The sequence below is a fragment of the Pseudomonas arabinosi genome, from assembly GCF_047758675.1.
In the GTDB taxonomy this organism is placed as follows: domain Bacteria; phylum Pseudomonadota; class Gammaproteobacteria; order Pseudomonadales; family Pseudomonadaceae; genus Aquipseudomonas; species Aquipseudomonas arabinosi.
In genome coordinates, this window is record NZ_CP180480.1 from 2363128 (window position 1) to 2386164 (window position 23037).

18 protein-coding genes are annotated in these 23037 nt (G+C 59.0%); 11 read left to right on the forward strand and 7 right to left on the reverse strand.

The annotated features are described in order from the left end of the window. Positions 1-31: 31 nt before the first annotated feature. Positions 32-1222 (forward strand): 2-methylaconitate cis-trans isomerase PrpF, encoded by a 1191-nt coding sequence (gene prpF, locus ACMXYJ_RS11020; RefSeq protein WP_415759831.1) that lies wholly within the window; start codon positions 32-34, stop codon positions 1220-1222. Between the two features lie 195 nt (positions 1223-1417). Further along, positions 1418-2902, forward strand: coding sequence for a 2-methylcitrate dehydratase (gene prpD / locus ACMXYJ_RS11025; RefSeq protein WP_415759832.1), 1485 nt, complete (start codon positions 1418-1420; stop codon positions 2900-2902). 100 nt (positions 2903-3002) lie between these two features. Here the strand turns inward: prpD and ACMXYJ_RS11030 are convergent, their stop codons facing one another. Then, positions 3003-3941 carry a DMT family transporter gene (locus ACMXYJ_RS11030; RefSeq protein ID WP_415759833.1) on the reverse strand — a complete coding sequence of 313 codons (939 nt, stop codon included), beginning with the start codon at positions 3939-3941 and terminating at the stop codon, positions 3003-3005. A gap of 92 nt (positions 3942-4033) precedes the next feature. Between ACMXYJ_RS11030 and ACMXYJ_RS11035 the strand changes: the two genes are divergently transcribed. After that, positions 4034-5443, forward strand: a complete 1410-nt coding sequence (locus ACMXYJ_RS11035; RefSeq protein WP_415759834.1) for a PLP-dependent aminotransferase family protein — start codon at positions 4034-4036, stop codon at positions 5441-5443. A gap of 123 nt (positions 5444-5566) precedes the next feature. Here ACMXYJ_RS11035 and ppsR read toward each other — a convergent pair whose 3' ends face one another. After that, on the reverse strand, positions 5567-6385 hold the full coding sequence (gene ppsR, locus ACMXYJ_RS11040) for a posphoenolpyruvate synthetase regulatory kinase/phosphorylase PpsR (RefSeq protein WP_033055694.1): 819 nt from the start codon (positions 6383-6385) through the stop codon (positions 5567-5569). Positions 6386-6559: 174 nt separating this feature from the next. On the opposite strand from ppsR, the gene ppsA reads away from it, so the two are divergent. The 8 genes from ppsA to ACMXYJ_RS11080 all read left to right on the forward strand — a co-directional run bounded on the left by ppsA (position 6560) and on the right by ACMXYJ_RS11080 (position 14612). Next, on the forward strand, positions 6560-8935 hold the full coding sequence (gene ppsA / locus ACMXYJ_RS11045) for a phosphoenolpyruvate synthase (protein WP_415759835.1): 2376 nt from the start codon (positions 6560-6562) through the stop codon (positions 8933-8935). 91 nt (positions 8936-9026) lie between these two features. Next, on the forward strand, positions 9027-10016 hold the full coding sequence (locus tag ACMXYJ_RS11050) for an alpha/beta fold hydrolase (protein ID WP_415759836.1): 990 nt from the start codon (positions 9027-9029) through the stop codon (positions 10014-10016). A 121-nt stretch (positions 10017-10137) separates the two neighbouring features. Further along, a complete protein-coding gene (gene rraA, locus ACMXYJ_RS11055) occupies positions 10138-10629 on the forward strand; it encodes a ribonuclease E activity regulator RraA (protein WP_415759837.1) in 492 nt (163 codons plus the stop codon). Between the two features lie 26 nt (positions 10630-10655). Further along, entirely contained in the window at positions 10656-11651 is a 996-nt protein-coding gene (locus ACMXYJ_RS11060) for a zinc transporter ZntB (RefSeq protein WP_415759838.1), read from the forward strand. Positions 11652-11714: 63 nt separating this feature from the next. After that, positions 11715-11963, forward strand: a complete 249-nt coding sequence (locus ACMXYJ_RS11065; RefSeq protein ID WP_008146303.1) for a hypothetical protein — start codon at positions 11715-11717, stop codon at positions 11961-11963. A 2-nt stretch (positions 11964-11965) separates the two neighbouring features. Further along, positions 11966-12790, forward strand: a complete 825-nt coding sequence (locus tag ACMXYJ_RS11070; protein ID WP_008027407.1) for a mechanosensitive ion channel family protein — start codon at positions 11966-11968, stop codon at positions 12788-12790. A gap of 89 nt (positions 12791-12879) precedes the next feature. After that, the gene (gene sigX, locus ACMXYJ_RS11075; protein WP_008146300.1) at positions 12880-13470 is read left to right on the forward strand and encodes an RNA polymerase sigma factor SigX; all 591 of its coding nucleotides are present in this window, start codon (positions 12880-12882) and stop codon (positions 13468-13470) included. A 107-nt stretch (positions 13471-13577) separates the two neighbouring features. After that, positions 13578-14612: an OmpA family protein gene (locus ACMXYJ_RS11080; protein ID WP_415759839.1), complete on the forward strand. Its 1035-nt coding sequence runs from the start codon at positions 13578-13580 to the stop codon at positions 14610-14612. 85 nt (positions 14613-14697) lie between these two features. Here ACMXYJ_RS11080 and cobA read toward each other — a convergent pair whose 3' ends face one another. The 5 genes from cobA to ACMXYJ_RS11105 all read right to left on the reverse strand — a co-directional run bounded on the left by cobA (position 14698) and on the right by ACMXYJ_RS11105 (position 23030). After that, positions 14698-15462, reverse strand: a complete 765-nt coding sequence (gene cobA, locus ACMXYJ_RS11085; RefSeq protein ID WP_415759840.1) for a uroporphyrinogen-III C-methyltransferase — start codon at positions 15460-15462, stop codon at positions 14698-14700. An 11-nt stretch (positions 15463-15473) separates the two neighbouring features. Then, complete coding sequence (locus tag ACMXYJ_RS11090) at positions 15474-18188, reverse strand: nitrate reductase (RefSeq protein ID WP_415759841.1); 2715 nt, start codon at positions 18186-18188, stop codon at positions 15474-15476. Next, complete coding sequence (gene nirD, locus ACMXYJ_RS11095; RefSeq protein WP_008146292.1) at positions 18188-18505, reverse strand: nitrite reductase small subunit NirD; 318 nt, start codon at positions 18503-18505, stop codon at positions 18188-18190. The genes ACMXYJ_RS11090 and nirD overlap by 1 nt, the downstream gene beginning before the upstream one ends. Then, positions 18502-20955 carry a nitrite reductase large subunit NirB gene (gene nirB, locus ACMXYJ_RS11100; RefSeq protein ID WP_415759843.1) on the reverse strand — a complete coding sequence of 818 codons (2454 nt, stop codon included), beginning with the start codon at positions 20953-20955 and terminating at the stop codon, positions 18502-18504. The genes nirD and nirB overlap by 4 nt, the downstream gene beginning before the upstream one ends. A 404-nt stretch (positions 20956-21359) precedes the next feature. Beyond that, positions 21360-23030 (reverse strand): protein kinase domain-containing protein, encoded by a 1671-nt coding sequence (locus ACMXYJ_RS11105; RefSeq protein WP_415759844.1) that lies wholly within the window; start codon positions 23028-23030, stop codon positions 21360-21362. Positions 23031-23037: the final 7 nt, after the last annotated feature.

The window sequence follows — 23037 nt, forward strand, 5'->3', positions numbered from 1 at the left end:
TTGAGTCCCGTGTCCGCTTTGAAGGAGCACCATGGCTCACGCACCTCAAATTAAAATCGCCGCCACCTACATGCGTGGCGGCACCAGCAAAGGCGTGTTCTTCAGCCTGAAAGACCTGCCCGAAGCGGCGCAGATTCCAGGGCCTGCTCGCGATGCGTTGTTGCTGCGCGTGATCGGCAGCCCCGACCCGTATGACAAGCAAATCGATGGCATGGGCGGCGCAACCTCCAGCACCAGCAAAACCGTGATCCTGTCGAAAAGCATCAAGGCCGATCACGACGTCGATTACCTGTTCGGCCAGGTGTCCATCGACAAGCCGTTCGTCGATTGGAGCGGCAACTGCGGCAACCTGTCGGCGGCGGTCGGTTCGTTCGCCATCAGCAATGGTCTGGTGGACGCCAGCCGCATCCCGCAGAACGGCGTTGCCGTGGTTCGCGTGTGGCAGGCCAACATCGGCAAGACCATCATCGCTCACGTGCCGATCACCCATGGTGAAGTGCAGGAAACCGGCGATTTCGAACTCGACGGCGTGACCTTTCCTGCCGCTGAAGTGCAGGTCGAATTCATGGATCCGGCAGCGGAAGAAGAGGGCGGCGGTGGTTCGATGTTTCCTACCGGGAACCTGGTCGATGACCTCGAAGTGCCCGGCGTCGGAACCTTCAAGGCGACCATGATCAATGCCGGTATTCCGACGATTTTCGTCAATGCCGAAGACATCGGTTACACCGGCACCGAACTGCAAGGCGCGATCAACAGCGATCCGAAAGCGCTGCTGATGTTTGAAACCATTCGGGCTTACGGCGCATTGCGCATGGGCCTGATCAAGGACCTGGACGAAGCGGCCAAGCGTCAGCACACGCCTAAGGTCGCCTTTGTGGCCAAGCCTGCGGACTACATTTCTTCGAGTGGCAAAGCGATTGCGGCGGGCGATGTCGATCTGTTGGTGCGGGCGCTGTCCATGGGCAAGTTGCACCACGCAATGATGGGCACGGCGGCGGTGGCGATTGGTACGGCGGCGGCGATTTCCGGCACGCTGGTGAACCTCGCCGCGGGCGGTATTGAGCGCAATGCCGTGCGCTTTGGGCATCCGTCCGGCACCTTGCGCGTGGGGGCTGAGGCCAGCCAGGTGAACGGTGAATGGACCGTGAAAAAAGCCATCATGAGCCGCAGTGCGCGGGTGTTGATGGAAGGTTACGTCCGTGTTCCGGGCGATTCGTTCTAACTGACACAACCCCCTGTAGGAGCTGCCGAAGGCTGCGATCTTTTGATCTTGCCTTTAAAAAGCAAAATCAAAAGATCGCAGCCTTCGGCAGCTCCTACAGTTGATTGCATTGCCAAAACAAGAAAGTTGTAACTAATCGAGATTGCCCCCTGAACCGAGGTCCCATCAACGAACCACTTCAAGAGTGAATCGAACATGAGCACCAACGTCGACCAGAACAACCGCCCCAACTACGACACGGTCCTGCAGGACATTGCCGACTACGTCCTCAACTTCAAGATCCAATCCGCCGAAGCCCTCGACACCGCCCGCAACTGCCTGATGGACACGTTGGGCTGCGGCCTGCTGGCCCTGCGCTTCCCCGAGTGCACCAAACACCTCGGCCCCATGGTGGAAGGCACCGTCGTCCCGTTTGGCGCGCGCGTCCCCGGCACCAGTTATCGCCTCGACCCGGTCAAGGCGGCGTGGGACATCGGCTGCATCGTTCGCTGGCTCGATTACAACGACACTTGGCTCGCCGCCGAGTGGGGCCATCCGTCCGATAACCTCGGTGGCATTCTCGCGGTGGCGGACCATCTGTCGCAAAAACGCCTGGCCACTGGCGATGCGCCGCTGACCGTTCGAGCTGTGCTCGAAGCCATGATCATGGCCCACGAAATCCAGGGCGTGATCGCGCTGGAAAACTCCTTCAATCGCGTAGGCCTCGATCACGTCATTCTGGTGAAAGTCGCCTCGACCGCTGTCACCGCCAAGCTGATGGGCGCCAACCGTGAGCAGTTGTTGTCCGCATTGTCCCATGCGTTCGCCGACGGTCAGGCGCTGCGCACTTACCGTCATGCGCCGAATGCCGGATCGCGTAAATCCTGGGCGGCCGGCGATGCGTCCAGCCGTGGCGTGCGTCTGGCGGACATCGCGATGCGTGGCGAAATGGGCATCCCCGGCGTACTGACCGCCAAACAATGGGGCTTCTACGACGTGCTGTTCAGCCACACCAACAACGACCTGGCGCTCAAGCCCGAAGACAAACGCGCGTTCAGCTTCTCCCGGCCGTACGGCAGCTACGTGATGGAAAACGTGCTGTTCAAAATCAGTTTCCCCGCCGAATTCCACGCGCAAACGGCGTGCGAAGCGGCAGTGACGTTGCATCCGCAAGTCAGAAATCGTCTGCACGAAATCGCCAAAATCGTCATCACCACCCACGAATCGGCGATCCGCATCATCTCCAAGGTCGGCCCGCTGGCCAACGCTGCGGACCGCGACCATTGCATTCAATACATGACCGCCGTGCCGCTGGCGTTCGGCAATCTGGTGGCCGAGCAGTACGAGGACGACTTCCACGCGGCGCACCCGATCATCGATGTGCTGCGCGAAAAAATGGTCATCGTCGAAGACCCGCGCTACACCCGCGAATACCTGGAGGCCGACAAGCGCTCCATCGCCAATGCGATACAGGTGTTCTTCAAGGACGGCTCCAGCACCGAAAACGTGTTGGTGGAGTACCCGATCGGCCATCGCCGTCGCCGCTCCGACGGCATTCCGCTGCTGGAAGACAAGTTCAAGGCCAACCTGGCGACCCGCTTCACCGCCCAGCGCAGTGCCGAGATCTTTGCGTTGTGCAAGGATCAGGCGGCGCTTGAGGCGACACCGGTGAATCGGTTCGTAGACTTGTTCGTCATTTGATCGGTTAAACATCAATCCCCCGTAGGAGCTGCCGCAGGCTGCGATCTTTTGATCTTCGCTTTTAAAAACAAAATCAAGAGATCGCAGCCTGCGGCAGCTCCTACAGGGGCCGTGTCAGCCACTTTTCCACAGGCAATTTGGTGATCGCAAACCCCGTCAGCAAAATCGCCGAGTACATCATCAGTTCCCGGGACAAGGTTTGCCCCTCGTACCAGGCACCGATGATCACCGCGAATACCGGAAAAATGATGAACACAAACGACAGAATGATCGGGCTCAGTCGCTTGAGCAGCAGGAAGTAAACGATAAACCCGCCCACCGACGCCACTAGTCCCAGGTAGAGCAGGGCGCTCCACGAACGCGCGGTGATGTCATCGAACACCGGTGCTTCGACACTCAATCCGGCGACAAACAGCATCAGCCCGGCGATGCCGATTGGCAGCGTGTTGTAGGTAATCACGCTGATCGCCGTACCGTGTTTTTTAGTCACCACGTAACACAGCGCATGCATCACCGCGGCGCAGAGAATCGCCAACACCCCGAACAACTCAGCGTGGTCCAGATGCAGTCCCTGGCTGCGGATGATCATGAACAGACTGCCGAAACCGATAGCGATGCCGAGCACTTGCGAGGGGTAGATTTTCTCCCGCAAAAACAGCGCGGAAAACAGCAGGATGAACACCGGCATGCAGCTGAACAGCAGCGCCGTCAGGCCGGACGAAACGTGCGTCTCGCCGTAGTTGAGCAAGTAATACGGCAGGCTGAAATACGTCAACGTGACGAAGACAAAGAACCAACGACTCTCCCTGGGAAACAGCAGCGGCTCACGACGTATCAGGGCGAAGCCGAGAAATAACGGAAAAGCGATGAGGAATCGAAGGCCGGCGGCGGTCAGCGGTGGCACGCTTTCAACGGCAATCTTGATCCCGAGCCACGTGGTGCCCCAACTCAGGCACACGATCAGAAACAACACGCTGGTGATCAGGGCGGCGAGCCAGGGTTTGGCAGTACGTGAAGTTGCGCTGATGGCAATGGACATGATCGAGCTCCTTTTATCGTCGGAATTGACCTCCCTTTGCAAAAGGTCTATCCCTGATTGAACCTGTTTCAAACACGCTATTCGGGGCTGTAATGACTGTCAAAACAAGTATTGCCATGGTGTCAATCCTGCGCGACGGCCTCGCGAACGGTCTGGGGGTGAAATACAAACGCCTCGCCGATGCGATCGAAAAAGGCATTGCTGAAGGGCTGATCGAGCCCGGCTGCAAATTGCCGCCTCATCGGTTGTTGGCGGATAGCCTCGGCGTGACCATCGGCACCATCAGTCGCGCTTACGGTGAACTCGAACGTGTGGGATTGGTGGTCGCGCGCGTAGGAGACGGCACGTATGTGCGTCAGCGCGGGATGGAACGGCCGCGGGACTGTGGCTTTCGTAATGTCAGCGATGAACCGCAGGCGTTTTTTGACATGAGCCGCAATCAACCGATTCCGGGGCAGGAAGCGCTTTTTTTGAGTCAGAGCCTGCAAGCGTTGTCCCTTGATCCTGAGGCCTTGCAACACCTCGGGGGCTACAGCGCCGAGGCTGGATTGCTACGCTACCGTGCGGCGGGCGCGCACTGGCTCAGGCATAAAGCGTTTGTTCCGAACACCGAACAGATCGTTTGCGTGAACGGCGGCCAGCACGGTCTGTTGTGTGCCTTGATGGGGTTGCTCAAAGCGGGCGATACGTTGGTGACGGAGCACCTGACCTACCCGGGGTTGATCAGCGTCGCACGCCAGCTAGGGATAAAACTCATCGGTGTCGGGATGGATGATGAAGGACTGATGCCCGATGCCCTGGAGGAGGTTTGCCGTAATCATCGTGTGTCGGCGCTGTATTGCACGCCGACGATCCAGAATCCTACGGCTGCAGTGATGTCCGTCGCACGGCGGGAAGCGATTGCAGAGGTCTGTCGCCAGCACAATCTGTTGATCTTTGAAGACGAAGCCCACGCGGTATTGGCTCAACAGCGACCGTTACCCTTGAGCCATTTTGCCCCGGAGCGCTCGGTGCTGATCGGCAGCCTGAGCAAGGCGGTTTCGGCGGGTTTGCGAGTCGGTTACCTGCATGCGCCGCAACCGTTGATCGGACGCTTGAGCGCAGCCGTGCGCGGGACGTGCTGGATGGCCAGCCCGTTGTCGCTGGAGGTGGCGAGCCTGTGGATAGAAAACGGCATTGCCGAGCAGTTGCTGGGCCAGCAGATTGCCGAGATCGGTCGGCGCAAGGCGTTGGTGAGTGGTGTGCTGGAGGGCTTGGCGTACAAAACCCATTCCCATAGCCCGCACTTCTGGATCGAAGTACCCGAGCCGTGGCGGGCCTCGCAGATTGCTGAGGAGCTGAAGGCGAATAATTATCTGGTGGCGACTGCCGAGATGTTTGCGGTCGGGCATGGGGCGGTGCCGCAGTTCATCAGGGCGAGTGTTTGCAATTCGGCGGGGGATGATCGGTTGTTGCTGAGAGGATTTGAAGCGTTGGCCGGGGCACTCGCAGAGACTGCGTAATCATTCATCGCGAGCAGGCTCACTCCTACAGGGGACTTCTGTCGTTCACACATGTTGTGTCCACTGAAGATCCCTTTTGGGAGCGAGCTTGCTCGCGATAGCGATGTAACTGTCGCCGAAAAACTACTTGAACCGCCGCTCGACCCCTTTCTCCACAAGGATCTTCGCCGAAATCTCTTCCACCGAAAAATGCGTGGAATTGATGTGCGGAATGTTCTCGCGGCGGAACAGATTCTCCACCTCGCGCACTTCGAATTCGCACTGGGCGTAACTCGAATAGCGGCTGTTGGGCTTGCGCTCGTTGCGGATCGCGGTGAGGCGGTCCGGGTCGATGGTCAGGCCGAACAGTTTGTGCTGGTGGGCACGCAGGGTGGCTGGCAGTTGCAGGCGTTCCATGTCGTCTTCGGTCAGCGGATAGTTGGCCGCGCGGATGCCGAACTGCATGGCCATGTACAGGCACGTCGGCGTCTTACCACAACGCGACACGCCCACTAGGATCAGGTCCGCCTTGTCGTAATAATGCGTGCGCGCACCGTCGTCGTTGTCGAGGGCGAAGTTCACCGCCTCGATGCGCTCCATGTAATTGGAGTTGCTGCCAATCGAGTGGGATTTGCCGACAGTGTAGGAAGAATGCTCGGTCAATTCCTGTTCAAGAGGCGCCAGGAAGGTCGAGAAAATGTCGATCATGAAACCATTGGACGTTGCGAGGATCTCACGGATGTCCTGATTGACAATGGTGTCGAAGATGATCGGCCGAAAGCCGTCGGTTTCGGCGGCTTTGTTGATTTGTTGTACCATGGCCCGCGCTTTATCCACGTTGTCGATGTATGGCCGCGTGAATTTGCTGAAGGTAATGTTTTCGAACTGCGCCAGGAGGCTTTGGCCGAGGGTCTCGGCTGTGATGCCGGTGCCATCGGAGATAAAGAAAGCAGATCGTTTCATTTGCACCTTGGGCCTTAAGCTAGTGACGAATCTTGGATATGATAGGCGCGATTTGCTGGCCGCCAGTGGCCCGCATTCTCACTTATTTTCCAGGTCCAGGCCATACAGCCGGTAAACGCTCCTTAGAGCAGCCGGCTTCTGAGCTTTTCCAACACAGTTAGTGGAGAGATCACCTTGGTAGAGTACGTAGTTTCCCTCGATAAGCTCGGCGTCCATGATGTAGAGCACGTAGGGGGCAAGAACGCATCCCTGGGCGAGATGATCAGTAACCTTGCAGGTGCCGGTGTATCGGTGCCCGGTGGCTTCGCCACGACAGCTCAGGCTTATCGTGATTTTCTCGAGCTGAGCGGCCTGAACGATCAGATCCACGCCGCCCTCGACGCCCTGGACGTCGACGATGTCAACGCCCTGGCCAAGACCGGCGCCCAGATCCGTCAATGGATCATGGAAGCCGAATTCCCCGAGAAGCTCAACGCCGAGATCCGCACCGCGTTCGCCACGCTGTCGGCCGGCAACCCTGACATGGCCGTGGCCGTGCGCTCTTCCGCTACCGCCGAAGACCTGCCGGACGCTTCCTTTGCCGGTCAGCAGGAAACTTTCCTGAACATCCGTGGTGTCGAAAACGTTATTCGCGCCGCCAAAGAGGTGTTCGCGTCGCTGTTTAACGACCGCGCGATTTCCTACCGCGTCCACCAGGGCTTCGACCACAAGCTGGTAGCCCTGTCGGCCGGCGTGCAGCGCATGGTCCGCTCCGAAACCGGCACCGCCGGCGTGATGTTCACCCTCGATACCGAATCGGGCTTCCGTGACGTGGTGTTTATCACCGGCGCCTACGGCCTGGGTGAAACCGTCGTACAAGGCGCGGTGAACCCGGATGAGTTCTACGTCCACAAAGGCACGCTGGCAGCCGGTCGTCCGGCCATCCTGCGTCGCAATCTGGGCAGCAAAGCCATCAAGATGATCTACGGCGAAGTGGCGACGGCCGGTAAGTCGGTCAAGACCATCGACGTCGACAAGGCTGATCGCGCACGTTTCTGCCTGAGCGACGCCGAAGTCAGCGAACTGGCCAAGCAAGCGATGATCATCGAGAAGCACTACAAGTGCCCGATGGACATCGAATGGGCCAAAGACGGCGACGACGGCAAGCTCTACATCGTTCAGGCCCGTCCTGAAACCGTGAAGAGCCGCACCTCGGCCAACGTCATGGAGCGCTACCTGTTGAAAGAAACCGGCACCGTGCTGGTTGAAGGTCGCGCCATCGGCCAGCGCATCGGCGCCGGCAAGGTCCGTATCATCAAGGACGTGTCCGAGATGGACAAAGTCCAGCCAGGCGACGTACTGGTCTCCGACATGACCGACCCGGACTGGGAACCGGTCATGAAGCGCGCCAGCGCCATCGTCACCAACCGTGGCGGTCGTACTTGCCACGCGGCGATCATCGCTCGCGAACTGGGCATCCCGGCCGTGGTCGGTTGCGGCAACGCCACCCAGCTGTTGAAAGACGGCCAGGGCGTGACCGTTTCCTGCGCTGAAGGCGACACCGGTTACATCTTCGAAGGTGAACTGGGCTTCGACATCAAGAAAAACTCCGTCGATGCCATGCCTGATCTGCCGTTCAAGATCATGATGAACGTTGGTAACCCGGATCGTGCATTCGACTTCGCGCAACTGCCGAACGCCGGTGTGGGCCTGGCCCGTCTGGAATTCATCATCAACCGCATGATCGGTGTTCACCCCAAGGCGCTGCTGAACTACGCCGGGCTGCCGCAGGACATCAAGGACAGCGTCGACAAGCGCATTGCCGGCTACGACGATCCGGTTGGCTTCTATGTCGAGAAGCTGGTTGAAGGCATCAGTACCCTGGCCGCTGCGTTCACCCCGAAAAAGGTCATCGTGCGTCTGTCGGACTTCAAGTCCAACGAATACGCGAACCTGATCGGCGGCAAGCTCTACGAGCCGGAAGAAGAAAACCCGATGCTGGGCTTCCGTGGCGCTTCTCGTTACATCAGCGAAACGTTCCGTGACTGCTTCGAACTCGAGTGCCGCGCCCTCAAGCGTGTGCGCAACGAGATGGGCCTGACCAACGTCGAAATCATGGTGCCGTTCGTCCGTACACTGGGCGAAGCCAGCCAGGTCATCGACCTGTTGGCGGAGAACGGTCTGAAGCGCGGCGAAAACGGTCTGCGCATCATCATGATGTGCGAACTGCCGTCCAACGCGATCCTCGCTGAAGAATTCCTCGAGTTCTTCGATGGCTTCTCCATCGGTTCCAACGACCTGACCCAGTTGACCCTGGGCCTGGACCGCGACTCCGGGATCATCGCGCACCTGTTTGACGAGCGTAATCCGGCGGTCAAGAAGCTGCTGGCCAACGCGATTCAGGCCTGCAACAAGGCTGGCAAGTACATCGGCATTTGCGGTCAGGGTCCTTCGGACCACCCTGATCTGGCCAAGTGGTTGATGGAGCAGGGCATCGAAAGCGTTTCGTTGAACCCCGATTCCGTACTGGAAACCTGGTTCTTCCTCGCTGAAGGTCAAGCTACGGCTTGATGTGAATGAAGCCTCGGTCAAGTGGCCGAGGCTTTAAGAATCAAGTAGGGCGGGCTCCTCTGGAAGCCGCCCTTTTTTGTGCAAGAGCATTATGCAAAGCAGCAGCAACCTATTTCCTGTCGCTCTGATCAGCGCCGAGCGGCGCGGCGATCTGAGCGAAGACGTCTATCGTCTGAAACCTGGCAACAGCCCTGACGGCACCGTCGAACTGGCTGTGACGCGCCTGGGCATGGCGGATGGCTCAGGCGCGCGTGGCGTTCCGGTTATTTTGCTTCACGGCAGCTTTTCCAATCGCCGGTTCTGGTTTTCCCCGAAGGGGCTTGGGCTGGGCGCCTATCTGACGCGACTGGGATTCGATGTATGGATTCCCGAAATGCGCGGCCACGGCCTGTCCCAGCGCAACCAGAACTACCGCAAGAACCGCGTTGCCGACTACGCCCGTTACGATTTGCCGGCCATTGGCGCGTTCGTGCGCGAGCAGAGCGGCCAGATCCCGCACTGGATCGGTCACTCGCTGGGCGGGATAACGCTGGCGGCGGCATTGGGTGGTGAGTACATCGGCGAGCCGGTGGTGGCTTCCGCGGCGTTTTTCGGTACACAAGTCAGTCGCACCTACTGGCCGTTGAAAATTCCGCCGGTGGAGTGGAGCGGGCGCTTCATTCTCAAACGTTTTGCCCAGCTGTCCGGTTCACGGCTCAAGCGCGGCCCTGAGGACGAGCCCATTGGCCTGGCCTTGGAAAGTATGCGCTGGTATGGCCTGTTCGGTCGCTTTGGCGACGCCGACAAGGATTGGTGGGGCGGTTTGGCCGACGTTCAGTTGCCGGTACTGGCCGTGAGTGCCGCAGGTGACCATCAGGACCCGACCTGGGCTTGTCGCAAGCTGTTCGATCAGGTGGGTTCCGAGCATAAGCAATTCATCAACCTGGGTCGCGAGCAGGGCTTTGGCGATAACTTCGGTCATGTGGAGATGCTCGTCAGCAAAGCCGCGCAGACTGAAGTCTGGCCGCTGGTGGCGCGCTGGTTGGCAGATCAGCAGACGCCATTGATGGGTGAAAAACCGGATCTGGCGACGGCGGTCTGAGCCAGATGCTCTAACAAGGGCATTTCGCTCCGTTCGGCTTGCGGCTAAGATATGACGCATTGAGCTGTTCTGGTCACGTTTCGACACCCTCGATTGTCTTCCTCTTTACAGGAGTTTCTCGATGAACCATTACCTCACGCCTGACCTGTGCGACGCCTATCCGGAGCTGGTGCAGGTGCTGGAACCGATGTTCAGCAATTTCGGGGGCCGTGATTCTTTCGGCGGCGAAATCGTGACCATCAAATGCTTCGAAGATAATTCGCTGGTCAAGGAACAAGCCGAGCTCAAGGGCAATGGCAAGGTGTTGGTGGTCGACGGTGGCGGTTCCCTGCGTCGTGCGCTGCTGGGCGACATGATCGCCGAGAAGGCCGCGAAAAACGGCTGGGAAGGGCTGGTGATCTACGGTTGCATTCGTGACGTCGACGTCATTGCGCAAACCGATCTGGGTGTTCAGGCGCTGGCCAGCCACCCGATGAAAACCGACAAGCGTGGCATCGGAGATCTCAACGTTGCCGTGACCTTTGCTGGCGTGACGCTCCATCCAGGTCACTACATCTATGCGGACAATAACGGCGTGATCATCTCGCCAAGTCCGCTGAAGATGCCTGAATAAAGCGCTACACCAACAAAGGGGTGAGGATGTTCGAGGAAGAAAACGCGCAGTGGGGGCTGGTGCATGCCCTGGTACTGGACGGTAAAGGCGGTGCGCGTTCGATAGCCCGGACTGAACTCGATGACTTGCAGCTGCAGGCCCATGAAAGCCTGTGGCTGCACTGGGACCGTAGTCACCCGCAAACCCAGACCTGGTTGCGAAAATCCAGCGGTCTGAGCGAATTCAGCTGTGATCTTTTACTTGAAGAAAACACCCGTCCGCGTCTTTTACAGCTTTCGGACAGCGAACTGCTGCTATTTTTGCGTGGGGTTAACCTGAACCCGGGCGCCGAGCCTGAAGACATGGTCTCGGTACGGATTTTTGGGTCAGCCCAGCGGGTTATTTCTCTGCGTTTGCGTCCGTTGCGCGCCACCGATGAGTTGATGGTGCAGCTCGAAGAAGGCAAAGGACCGAAAACGGCGTCAGAACTCATCCTTTATATGGCGCAATACCTCACCAACAAGGTGCAGGATCTGGTCAGTTGCCTCTCGGAAGTGGTCGATGAGGAAGAAGAAAAACTGGATGCCGACGAACGGTACACACCCGAGCACGGCGCCATTTTGCAGATCCGTCGCAGGGCCGCTGCGCTGAAACGTTTTCTTGCGCCGCAGCGGGAAATATTCGGGCAGCTGACACGGATAAAACTGCCTTGGTTCGTCGAAGACGACGGTGATTACTGGAACGAATTGAACAACAGCCTGACCCGGTATCTTGAGGAGCTGGAATTGACCCGGGAGCGGGTGGGGTTGGTCCTCGAGGCCGAAGATAGACGTTTGAGCGTGCGAATGAACCGCACGATGTACCGCTTCGGGATCATCACCGGGATCTTTTTGCCGATGAGTTTTCTGGCGGGGCTTCTGGGCATCAACGTTGGTGGCATTCCGTTATCTGCCAGCCCTTATGGCTTCCTGATTGCGTGTCTGCTGATGGTCTCGGTGGCGCTGGGACAGTGGTGGTTATTCCGACGTTTGCGCTGGTTCTGAGGGTGAGCCATGTGACCCGAGCAAATTTGACCGCGTCTTTCACAGACATCACGAGAGGTGCGTATGCACGATCCGTTTGAACAGTCTTTGCGCGACATGCTCAAGGCATCACCGTCCACCCGGGACGACGATGCGTGCCTTGGGCGTGTACTGAAAACCGCCAACCGCCAAGTCGGCGCTGGTGATCTGTTCAGCCTGCTGGGCCGCTGGTTGCCCGCGCTGATGATTGCCTTGAATAACGGATCGGCCCATGTCGCTCCGGTTTCCCGTCACCGTAAACCTACCGTTCGCACTGCTGATAAGGCTGATTGAATATGGAACTTGATCTCTGGACTCAGAGCCTTGTCACTGCAATGACTGCGTTATGGACCAAGGTTGCAAATTTCATCCCGAACCTGTTCGGCGCACTGGTTGTGCTGCTGTTGGGTTTCGTCGTTGCGAAACTTTTGGACACTTTGCTGTCCAAGTTGCTCGCCAAGCTTGGGCTCGATCGCCTGATGGGCGGCACCGGTCTGACAAAATTGCTGTCCCGGGCCGGCCTTCAAGTGCCGATCTCGACCTTGATCGGAAAGATTGTCTATTGGTTCGTTCTGCTGATTTTTCTGGTTTCGGCCGCAGAATCCCTTGGACTTGAGCGAGTTTCGGCTACGCTTGACATGCTTGCGCTGTATTTGCCGAAAGTATTTGGCGCCGCGCTGGTGCTGCTGGTGGGTGTTTTGCTCGCGCAATTGGCCAATGGGCTGGTGCGGGGGGCGGCAGAGGGCGTAGGGCTGGACTACGCTGCGGGCCTGGGGAGAATTGCCCAGGGCCTGGTGATTATCATCAGTATTTCGGTCGCAATCAGCCAGTTGGAGGTCAAGACTGACCTGCTCAACCACGTGATTGTGATTGTATTGATTACCGTTGGTCTGGCAGTTGCGCTGGCCATGGGGTTGGGAAGCCGGGAAATTGCCGGTCAGATTCTTGCGGGAATCTATGTGCGTGAGTTGTATCAGGTTGGGCAACAAGTACGTGTTGGCGAGGTCGAAGGTCAGATCGAAGAGATCGGCACGGTTAAGACCACATTGCTGACCGATGAGGGTGAGCTAGTCTCTCTCTCCAATCGGATCCTCCTGGAACAGCATGTGAGTAGCCGCTAACCCGGCAAACCCTGCTAATGTATGCCGCCGCAAAAATGCCCTGAAAAGGGTTGCGGCGGACATTGACCTGACTGTCGGCCCGACTTGTTTTGAATAAAGCTCAATCGCTGTCCACGCGCTACGACCCCCGCGAGCTCTCTGATGAGGAGTTGGTCGCGCGCTCGCATACCGAGCTGTTTCACGTAACGCGCGCCTATGAAGAACTGATGCGGCGTTACCAGCGAACATTATTTAACGTCTGTGCGCGGTATCTTGGGAACGATCGCGACGCAGACGATGTCTGTCAGGAAGTGATGTTGAAGGTGCTGTATGGCCTGAAGAACTTCGAGGGCAAATCGAAGTTCAAGACATGGCTATATAGCATCACGTACAACGAGTGCATCACGCAGTATCGGAAAGAACGGCGAAAGCGTCGCTTGATGGATGCTTTGAGTCTGGACCCCCTCGAGGAAGCGTCTGAAGAAAAGGCGCCGAAACCCGAGGATAAGGGTGGACTTGATCGCTGGTTAGTGTATGTGAACCCGATTGACCGTGAAATTCTGGTGCTACGATTTGTCGCAGAGCTGGAATTTCAAGAGATCGCGGATATCATGCACATGGGTTTGAGTGCGACAAAAATGCGTTACAAACGTGCTCTAGATAAATTGCGTGAGAAATTTGCAGGCATTGCTGAAACTTAGTTCGGCGCAAATATCTCTTACGTGTAGGCAAGTTCTGATAGACTTGCCGCCGAGTTGTCCCCCGGTTTGCGGGACTGCTTCACAATCACCAGATGGGGATTTAACGGATGAAACTGAAAAACACCTTGGGCTTGGCCATTGGTTCTTTGATTGCCGCCACTTCGTTCGGCGCTCTGGCACAAGGCCAAGGCGCAGTTGAAATCGAAGGCTTCGCCAAGAAAGAACAATTCGACAGCGCTCGTAACTTCAAGAACAACGGCAACCTCTTCGGTGGTTCGGTTGGTTACTTCCTGACCGACGACGTTGAACTGCGTCTGGCCTACGACGAAGTGCACAACGTTCGTTCCGACGACGGCAAGAACATCAAGGGCGCCAACACCGCTCTGGATGCTCTGTACCACTTCAACAACCCAGGTGACATGCTGCGTCCTTACGTCTCTGCCGGTTTCTCGGACCAGAGCATCGGCCAGAATGGCAGCAACGGTCGTAACCGTTCTACCTTCGCCAACGTTGGCGGCGGTGCCAAGCTGTACTTCACCGAGAACTTCTACGCCCGTGCTGGCGTTGAAGCTCAATACAACATCGACCAGGGCGACACCGAGTGGGCTCCAAGCGTCGGTATCGGTGTGAACTTCGGTGGCGGCTCCAAGCCAGCTGCAGCTCCAGCTCCAGCACCAGCTGAAGTCTGCTCCGACAGCGACAACGATGGCGTTTGCGACAACGTTGACAAGTGCCCGGACACCCCAGCCAACGTAACTGTTGACGCTGATGGCTGCCCAGCAGTTGCTGAAGTTGTTCGTGTTGAGCTGGACGTGAAATTCGACTTCGACAAGTCGGTAGTCAAGCCTAACAGCTACGGCGACATCAAAAACCTGGCTGACTTCATGAAGCAGTACCCATCCACCAGCACTACTGTTGAAGGTCACACTGACTCCGTCGGTCCTGACGCTTACAACCAGAAACTGTCCGAGCGTCGTGCAAACGCCGTTAAGCAAGTTCTGACCAACCAGTACGGTGTTGAATCGTCCCGCGTTCAGTCTGTTGGCTACGGCGAATCCCGCCCAGTTGCTGACAACAAAACTGAAGCTGGTCGCGCTGTAAACCGTCGCGTAGAAGCGCAGGTTGAAGCTAACGCTAAGTAATTAGCGCGCAGCTCTGAAAAGCCCGGCTTAGGCCGGGCTTTTCTTTGTCTGCGATTAGTGAGGGCAGGGTTGAAGCGGGGGAGAGTCAGGCCGACTGATTGACTGCGTTCGCGGGAAAATCAGATACCGACAGGGATACTTCTGCGCGGGCCGCTACAGCTCCGATGACCAGGATGGCCGGGCTCTTTAACTCAAAGGCGTAGGCATCGTCTTCCATCGCTGTCAGATCGCTCCGACATTCCCGTTGGTGTGGCAGGGAAGCGTTTTCAATCATTGCCACCGGTGTATCCGCCGCCATTCCTCCGGCCAGCAGCTGTTCACGGATCTCGCTCAGTTTTGCGACACCCATATACACCACCAGCGTCGTGCCACCCTGGGCCAGGGCTTGCCAGTTCAGACTGCTGCCATCCTGAGTGTGGGCGGTGACCAGCGTCACGCCACGTGCAACGCCCCGCAGGGTCAACGGAATATCGCATTGTGTTGCACCCGCAAGCCCGGCAGTGATGCCGTTGACCAGTTCGACTTCGACCCCATGTTCACGCAACCACTGCGCCTCTTCGCCGCCTCGGCCAAAAATGCACGGGTCGCCGCCCTTGAGCCGCACCACGCATTTACCCTGGCGGGCGTAACGCAGCATCAGGCGATGAATGAACGCCTGAGGTGTGGAGCGACAGCCGCCGCGCTTGCCTACGGGAATGATCCTCGCCTGCGGGCAATGCTCCAGCACCGCGCCGTTGACCAGGTCATCGATCAGCACCACATCCGCTTCGCTCAACGCCCGCACGGCCTTGAGGGTCAACAATTCCGGATCGCCAGGACCCGCACCCACCAGCCAGACTTTTGCGCTCATAGTGTTTTTCCTCACGAGGTGACGGCGACCGGCTGCGCAGTGGCGGCCAGCAAACGCTTGATTTCCGGGACGCAGGAGCCGCATTGCGTGCCGCAGCCCAATTCTTGTTTCAAGCCCTGCAGGTCCAGGCCGCGGCTAATGCCGGCGCAGACCGCGCTTTGGCTGACGTTTTTGCAGTTGCACAGGGTTTTGTTACCGACGGCCGGCGTATTGGCGTTGCCCGGTGGGGCGCTCAGCGGTGCCAGCAGCCAGCGCCGCAGTTGTTCGTCGGCGCGACCTTCCAGCCACAGGCTTTGCAGCCAGTGTTGGGCAAGGGTTTCACCGGCCAGGCGAATGGCAGTGATCCGGCCGTTCTCGATCCGTACCCGCTTGCCGATGGAGCGCCGTGGGTCGTCGTAGGCCAAAACCGGGCCATCGTTGAGTCCCAGGCATTGATCGATATCACGCAGCAATTGAGGGTCGGGCGCGACGGCGCTGGCAGCGCGTATCAGCAGCGCGGGGCGTTCACGGCCGGCCAAGCTGAGGCTGACGTAGGAAAACGCCTCACAGAGCGGTCGAAGCGTCTCAAAATGCTGTTGAACATCGCCCTCGATCAGGGCGAATAGCTGCCATGGGAGATTTGCAGGTTCGAGGCGCACGCCGCTGTGCTTGAGTTCGGGTTGTTTCGATAATGGGTCGAAAGCCGGTTGGGTGAGGGTATTTACGCCGCCCTTGAGGAAACGATCGCCCCAATGCATTGGTAGAAAGGCCTGGCCGGGTCGCACGCTGTCGTCACCGCCGACGGCGACAATCACCGCGCCGCGGCGGCTTTTCAGGCTGACCAGGTCGCCCGATTGCAGCCGATGCCGGCGCAGTTCATCCGGGTGCAAACTCAACACGGCTTCGCTGACGTGACCGAATAGTTGCGCGGCGGTGCCGGTGCGGCTCATGCCGTGCCATTGATCCCGCAAGCGGCCGGTGATCAGGGTCAGCGGGAAGCGCGCGTCGCGCTGTTCCTTGGCGGCGCGGTACGGGTCTGCCACGAATTGCGCACGTCCACTGGCCGTCGGGAAAATTCCGTCCAGGTACAGCCGGGCCGTGCCTTCGCTGGCGCCAGTGGGGAAGGGCCATTGCTGCGGGCCGAGGCGGTCGATCAGTGCATGACTGATGCCGGACAAGTCCAGATCACGCCCGCGGGTCAATTGCTTGTATTCGTCGAAGACCTGCGCCGGGTTTTCAAAGCCAAACAGGCTGGCTTGCCCGGGACGCAGATATTTTTCCAGGCGCTGTGCGAAATCCACCGTGATCGCCCAGTCCGAGCGGGTTTCACCAGGTGCGACGATCGCTCGGCGAACGTGGGAAATGCGCCGTTCAGAGTTGGTCACCGTGCCGTCCTTTTCGCCCCAACTGGCGGCGGGCAGCAACAGGTCGGCAAACGCGGCGGTTTCGGTAGTGCGGAACGCTTCCTGCAACACCACGAACGGGCAGGCTTGCAGTGCCGCGCGCACCGCAGTTTGATCCGGCATTGATTGCGCGGGGTTGGTGCAGGCGATCCACAGTGCCTTGATCTTGCCGCTGCGCACCTGCTCAAACAACTCGATAGCGGTGAGCCCGGTGTTTGCAGGCAGTTGATCCACGCCCCAATACGCCGCCACTTCCGCGCGATGTTCGGCATTGGCGGCCTCGCGATGGCCCGGCAGCAGGTTCGACAAGCTGCCGGTTTCGCGGCCACCCATGGCATTTGGCTGACCGGTCAGTGAGAAAGGTCCTGCGCCGGGGCGGCCGATTTGTCCGGTGGCCAGGTGCAGGTTGATCAGCGCACTGTTTTTCGCGCTGCCGGCGGTGGACTGGTTCAAGCCCATGCACCACAGCGACAGGAAACTCGGTGAAGTGCCAACCCATTCGGCGCATTGCTGCAGTTGCTCGATGCTGATCCCGCAGAGCTGCGAAACCATCTGCGGCGTGTAATCTCGCACCAGGTTTTTCAGTTCGGCCAAGCCTTCGGTGTGGGCCTTGATGAAGTCGCGGTCGACCCAGTCTTCCCACAGCAGCAGGTGCAAAATCCCATGGAACAAGGCGACATCGGTGCCCGGCAGAATCGCCAGGTGCAGGTCAGCCAGATCGCAGGTATCGGTACGACGCGGGTCGATGACGATGACTTTCATCTGCGGCCGGCGGGATTTCGCTTCCTCCAGGCGACGGAAAAGTATCGGGTGGGCGTAGGCCATGTTGCTGCCAACGATCATCACGCAGTCGCTCAATTCCAGGTCTTCGTAGCTGCACGGCGGTGCGTCGGCGCCCAGGCTGCGCTTGTAACCGACCACGGCCGAAGACATGCACAGGCGAGAATTGCTGTCGATGTTGTTGGTGCCCACCAGCGCTCGCGCCAGTTTGTTGAAGGCGTAGTAATCCTCGGTCAGCAATTGCCCGGAAATGTAGAACGCCACGCTGTCCGGGCCGTGTTCGGCAATGGTCTCGGCAAAAACGCTGGCGGCGTGATCGAGGGCGGTGTCCCAGTCGGTGCGGCTGCGGGCCTGGCCTTTTCCCAGGCGCAGTTCGGGATACAACGCCCGGGCCGCGAGGTCGCCGGTCAGGTGCAAGGTAGAGCCTTTACTGCACAGTTTGCCGAAGTTGGCCGGGTGGGCCGGATCGCCGCTGACGCCGAGAATGCGCTCGCCGTCATGTTCGATCAGCACGCCGCAGCCGACCCCGCAATAGCAGCAGGTGGAAGCGGTGATCTGGTTCATCAGCTTGCTTCCCGCAGGGCCAGCAACACCCGGCCATTCTCGACCCGTGCTGAATGGTGGTGAGCGCAACCGATGTCCGGGGCCTGGGCTTCACCGGTCTCAAGGTCGATCTGCCAGTTATGCAGCGGGCAGGCGACCCGTTTGCCGTAGATCAAACCTTGGGACAGTGGCCCGCCCTTGTGCGGGCAGCGGTCATCGAGTGCGAAAACCTCATCGTCGCTGGTACGAAAAATCGCGATGTCGCCTTTCGGGCCGGCGATGATCCGCGAGCCCAGAGCATTGATTTCTTCCAGTGCGCAGATATCCAGCCAGTTCATGCCGACACCTCCAGGTTCTTCACTGCGATGACGTCGAATTCTTTCTTCAGCTGCGGTTGTTCCAGGCGTTCCTTCCACGGGTCTTGTTCGAACGACAAGGAGAATTGCAGGCGATCGTTGAGCGCCTTGCGCCGCTCCGGGTCTTCCAGCACGGCTTTCTTGATGTGTTCCATGCCGACCCGTTGCAGGTAGTGCACGGTGCGTTCAAGGTAGAAAGCTTCTTCGCGATAGAGCTGCAGGAACGCGCCGTTGTATTCGCGCACTTCCTCGGCGGTCTTGAGCTTGACGAAGAATTCCGCGACTTCGGTCTTGATCCCGCCGTTGCCACCGATGTACATCTCCCAGCCCGAATCCACACCGATAATTCCGACGTCCTTGATGCCCGCTTCCGAACAGTTGCGTGGGCAACCGGAGACGGCCAGTTTCACTTTGTGCGGCGACCACATGTTGAACAGGTCGTGCTCAAGCTCGATGCCCAGTTGCGTGGAGTTCTGGGTGCCGAAGCGGCAGAACTCGCTGCCGACGCAGGTCTTCACGGTACGGATGGATTTGCCGTAGGCGTGGCCGGACGGCATGTCGAGGTCCTTCCAGACACCCGGCAGGTCCTGCTTCTTGATCCCCAGCAAATCGATACGCTGGCCTCCGGTCACCTTGACCATTGGCACGTTGTATTTGTCGGCCACGTCGGCAATGCGCCGCAGTTCCGAAGGATTGGTCACACCGCCCCACATCCGAGGGACTACAGAGTAAGTGCCGTCCTTCTGAATGTTGGCGTGGGCCCGTTCGTTGATCAGGCGCGATTGTGGATCGTCCTTGGCTTCGCCCGGCCAGGTGGAAATCAGGTAGTAGTTGAGCGCCGGGCGGCACGTGGCGCAGCCGTTCGGCGTGCGCCAGTTCAAATAGCTCAGGGTGCCGGCGATGGTCAGCAGATGCTGCTCGCGGATGGCCTGACGAATTTGCCCGTGGTTCAGGTCGCTGCAACCGCAAATGGCTTTTTCGCTTTTCGGTTTGACGTCTGCTGCGCCGCCCACGGTGTTGATCAGGATCTGTTCCACCAACCCGGCGCAGGAGCCGCAGGAGCTGGCAGCCTTGGTGTGTTTCTTGACGTCGTCGACGCTGAACAACCCGTGCTCCTGAATCGCCTTGACGATGGTGCCTTTGCACACGCCGTTGCAGCCGCAGACTTCGGCGGTGTCGGCCATGCTCATGGCTTTGTCCTGACCCTGATGTCCTACGTCGCCCAAGGCGTTTTCACCGAACATCAGGTGATCGCGGATCTCGTCGATGGCGTGATTCTCACGGATCTGCCGGAAATACCAGCCACCGTCTGCCGTATCGCCGTACAGACAGGCCCCGACCAGCACGTCATCCTTGATCACCAGTTTTTTGTAGACCCCGCCGATAGGGTCGGAGAGGGTGATGGTTTCGGTGCCTTCGCCGCCCATGAAGTCGCCGGCGGAGAACAGGTCGATGCCGGTGACTTTCAATTTGGTCGACGTCACCGAGCCCTTGTAGGTGGCGAAGCCCAATTGAGCGAGGTGGTTGGCGCAGACCTTGGCCTGTTCGAACAGTGGCGCCACCAGGCCGTAAGCGATGCCGCGGTGGCTGGCGCATTCGCCGATGGCGTAGATGCGCGGGTCGTAGGTTTGCAGGGTGTCGTTGACCAGAATCCCGCGGTTGCAGGGAATGCCGGATTTTTCCGCGAGTTCGGTGTTGGGGCGAATGCCGGCGGCCATCACCACCAGGTCGGCGGGGATGATGTCGCCATTCTTGAACTCAACCGAGCCGACCCGACCATTGCCGGCATCGTGCAGGGCCTGGGTTTGCTCGCAAAGGCGAAAGTGCAGGCCGCGGGCTTCCAGGGCGGTTTGCAGCAATTGGCCGCTGGTTTTATCCAGTTGCCGCTCCAGCAGCCATTCACCGATGTGCACCACGGTGACGTGCATGCCGCGCAGCATCAGGCCGTTGGCGGCTTCCAGGCCGAGCAGGCCACCACCGATCACAACGGCGTGCTTGTGGATTTTCGCGGTGTCGATCATTGCCTGGGTGTCGGCGATGTCGCGGTAGCCGATCACGCCGTCCAAGGTGTTGCCGGGGATCGGCAGGATGAACGGAGTCGAGCCGGTGGCGATCAGCAGGCGATCGTATTCGGCCTCGCTGCCGTCTTCGGCGATAACCCGACGTTTGACCCTGTCGATCTCCACCACTTTGCGGTTGAGCAGCAGCTTGATGTTGTTGTCCAGGTACCAGTCCAGATCGTTCAGCACGATCTCTTCGAAGGTCTGTTCGCCGGCCAGTACCGGTGACAGCAGGATGCGGTTGTAGTTGGTATGGGGTTCGGCGCCGAAGACCGTGATGTCGTACAGCTCATTGCTCAGCTTGAGCAGTTCTTCCAGGGTGCGAACCCCGGCCATGCCGTTGCCGATCATCACCAGTTTTAGTTTTTTCATCAGGTTCTCCGGGGAGCTCGGACCCGCCTCATCAGGGCTTTCAGGTCTTGCTCGACAAAATTTTGCGCAAACAAAAAAAGGCGTCCCGCTAGTTGCCTAGCGAGGACGCCTTTGTCCTGGTCCCGTTCTCTCGGGAAGCGCATCCTTCGTCGTTGAAGGCTGGGCTGTATGTAAGTTGAAAGATGTAATGCAGTGGTTGTGCCAAGTCGCAAAAATGCGGAATTTATGGGCTCTTGGCATGGGTGGAGGGTATTTCCATGCACCGGTTCAATGCGTCATGCCCGGTTTTGAAGCAGAAAAGTCAAAAGATCGCAGCCTGCGGCAGTTCCTACAGGAGATCGTGGGCACCCGTAGGAGTTGCCGCAGGCTGCGATCTTTTGATCTTTTTGGGTGCAGTGAAAAACTCAGCCATGAAACAGTAAAAACAGCAGCACCAGATTCACCAGCAACGACACCAGCGCCAAGGTCCGCCAGACCTTCAACGGTTCGCGCTCCAGCAGCGGTCTGGGTCGCACGCTCAAACTGCGTCGCTCGCCCTGTTCCAACAGCAGCAACCATTCTTCCGCCGTTTCAAAGCGCTGACCCGGATCCGCCGCCACGGCGCGCTCCAGACTTTGCGCAATCCATTCCGGCAGGTCGGGTCGATAGCGACTGGCGCTGACAGAAACCCCGAACCTTGGGCGCTGGAAGGCTTCGATTTCGCCGTAGGGATAATGCCCGGTGAGCAGGAAATACAGGGTCACGCCGACGGCATACAAATCCTGTTGCGGTGTCGGTGCGTCCCCGCGAAAGGCTTCCGGCGCGATATAGCTGGGCGTTCCGGGCAGGGCAGAAGGCTGATCTTCAGACAGGCCGGGGCAGTAGGCGAGGCCGAAGTCCAGCAGGCGTAATTCGCCGTCGTCCCCCAGCAGCAAGTTCTCCGGTTTGATGTCGCGATGGAGAATCTGCCGTCGATGCAGTATGCCAACGGCGCGCAGCAGGCGTTCGGCAAGATCCAGCCATTGGGGCAGAGGCAGCGGTCCGACTTCTGCGTGCAGCTCCGCCAAGGTAGATCCGGAATATTCCCGCATCACATAGTACAAATGCTGACGCTGACTGGCGGCATGGACTTCAGGGAAATGCCGCCCGGCCACGCGCTTGAGAAACCATTCTTCCGACAGCAACGCCTGCCCTGCGAGGTGATCGTCGCGCAGAGCGCCCGGCAAGGTTTTCAGCAGCCAGGGTTGTTGTTGCCCATCGCGTACCCGATAGAGTAATGACTGCTGGCTCTGACCGAGTATCCCTTCGACTTGCCAACCTTCAAAAATCTGACCTGGTTTCAAGGCGGGCGGCAGCGGCCATTGCTGCAAATGAATCAACGCATCGCCGATGCTCGTTTCACCGAGGGCATCGACTCGCACCAGCAAGGCGCTGGCATTGTCCTGGCTGCCGGCCAGATGCGCCGCACTGACCAAGGTCTGTGCAGCGCTGTTCAGATCCGGTTGATCGCGCAGAATTGCCGCAATCGCGGTGTCGCCCAGCACGGCCCAAATGCCGTCGCTGAGCAATACGAAACTTTCGTTCAGCCGCAGTTCGCCATCGAGAAAATCCAGCACCAAATGCTGATCGAGCCCCAACGCTCGCTTGAGTACATGTTGCATGCCCGGCTGGTCCCAGACGTGATCCTCACTGACCCGCTGCAAGGTGTCGGCGTGCCAGCGATAAACCCGGCAATCGCCGACATGGGCCAAGGTAAACCGCCTACCGCGCATGACCAAAGCACTGACAGTGGTGAGCAACGGTTGCCCACCACCATTGGCCTGCAACCAGCGATTTTGTGCCAACAGCAGGCGATCCAGTGCCTGCGCGACGCCCCAGGTTTCCGGCGTGGCGTAGTAATCCAGCGCCAGGGCCTGCAACGTCGAGCGGGCGGCGAGGCCGCCATCGGCGCACTGGCTGACGCCATCGGCGATGGCGAACAGGTAACCCTTGCTCGCCGCCAGCGCCGGGGCCGGAGTCACCAGGCGCAAGGCGTCCTGATTCTCCTCGCGAGGGCCGATGGCGCTCGCTTCGGCAAAACTCAGTTGCAGGCTCATTAAGGCT

Coding starts and splice junctions, on each gene's coding strand:
- prpF (WP_415759831.1), top strand. CDS start 32: ATGGCTCACGCACCTCAAATTAAAATCGCCGCCACCTACATGCGTGGC.
- prpD (WP_415759832.1), top strand. CDS start 1,418: ATGAGCACCAACGTCGACCAGAACAACCGCCCCAACTACGACACGGTC.
- ACMXYJ_RS11030 (WP_415759833.1), bottom strand. CDS start 3,941: ATGTCCATTGCCATCAGCGCAACTTCACGTACTGCCAAACCCTGGCTC.
- ACMXYJ_RS11035 (WP_415759834.1), top strand. CDS start 4,034: ATGACTGTCAAAACAAGTATTGCCATGGTGTCAATCCTGCGCGACGGC.
- ppsR (WP_033055694.1), bottom strand. CDS start 6,385: ATGAAACGATCTGCTTTCTTTATCTCCGATGGCACCGGCATCACAGCC.
- ACMXYJ_RS11050 (WP_415759836.1), top strand. CDS start 9,027: ATGCAAAGCAGCAGCAACCTATTTCCTGTCGCTCTGATCAGCGCCGAG.
- rraA (WP_415759837.1), top strand. CDS start 10,138: ATGAACCATTACCTCACGCCTGACCTGTGCGACGCCTATCCGGAGCTG.
- ACMXYJ_RS11060 (WP_415759838.1), top strand. CDS start 10,656: ATGTTCGAGGAAGAAAACGCGCAGTGGGGGCTGGTGCATGCCCTGGTA.
- ACMXYJ_RS11065 (WP_008146303.1), top strand. CDS start 11,715: ATGCACGATCCGTTTGAACAGTCTTTGCGCGACATGCTCAAGGCATCA.
- ACMXYJ_RS11070 (WP_008027407.1), top strand. CDS start 11,966: ATGGAACTTGATCTCTGGACTCAGAGCCTTGTCACTGCAATGACTGCG.
- ACMXYJ_RS11080 (WP_415759839.1), top strand. CDS start 13,578: ATGAAACTGAAAAACACCTTGGGCTTGGCCATTGGTTCTTTGATTGCC.
- cobA (WP_415759840.1), bottom strand. CDS start 15,462: ATGAGCGCAAAAGTCTGGCTGGTGGGTGCGGGTCCTGGCGATCCGGAA.
- ACMXYJ_RS11090 (WP_415759841.1), bottom strand. CDS start 18,188: ATGAACCAGATCACCGCTTCCACCTGCTGCTATTGCGGGGTCGGCTGC.
- nirD (WP_008146292.1), bottom strand. CDS start 18,505: ATGAACTGGCTGGATATCTGCGCACTGGAAGAAATCAATGCTCTGGGC.
- nirB (WP_415759843.1), bottom strand. CDS start 20,955: ATGAAAAAACTAAAACTGGTGATGATCGGCAACGGCATGGCCGGGGTT.
- ACMXYJ_RS11105 (WP_415759844.1), bottom strand. CDS start 23,030: ATGAGCCTGCAACTGAGTTTTGCCGAAGCGAGCGCCATCGGCCCTCGC.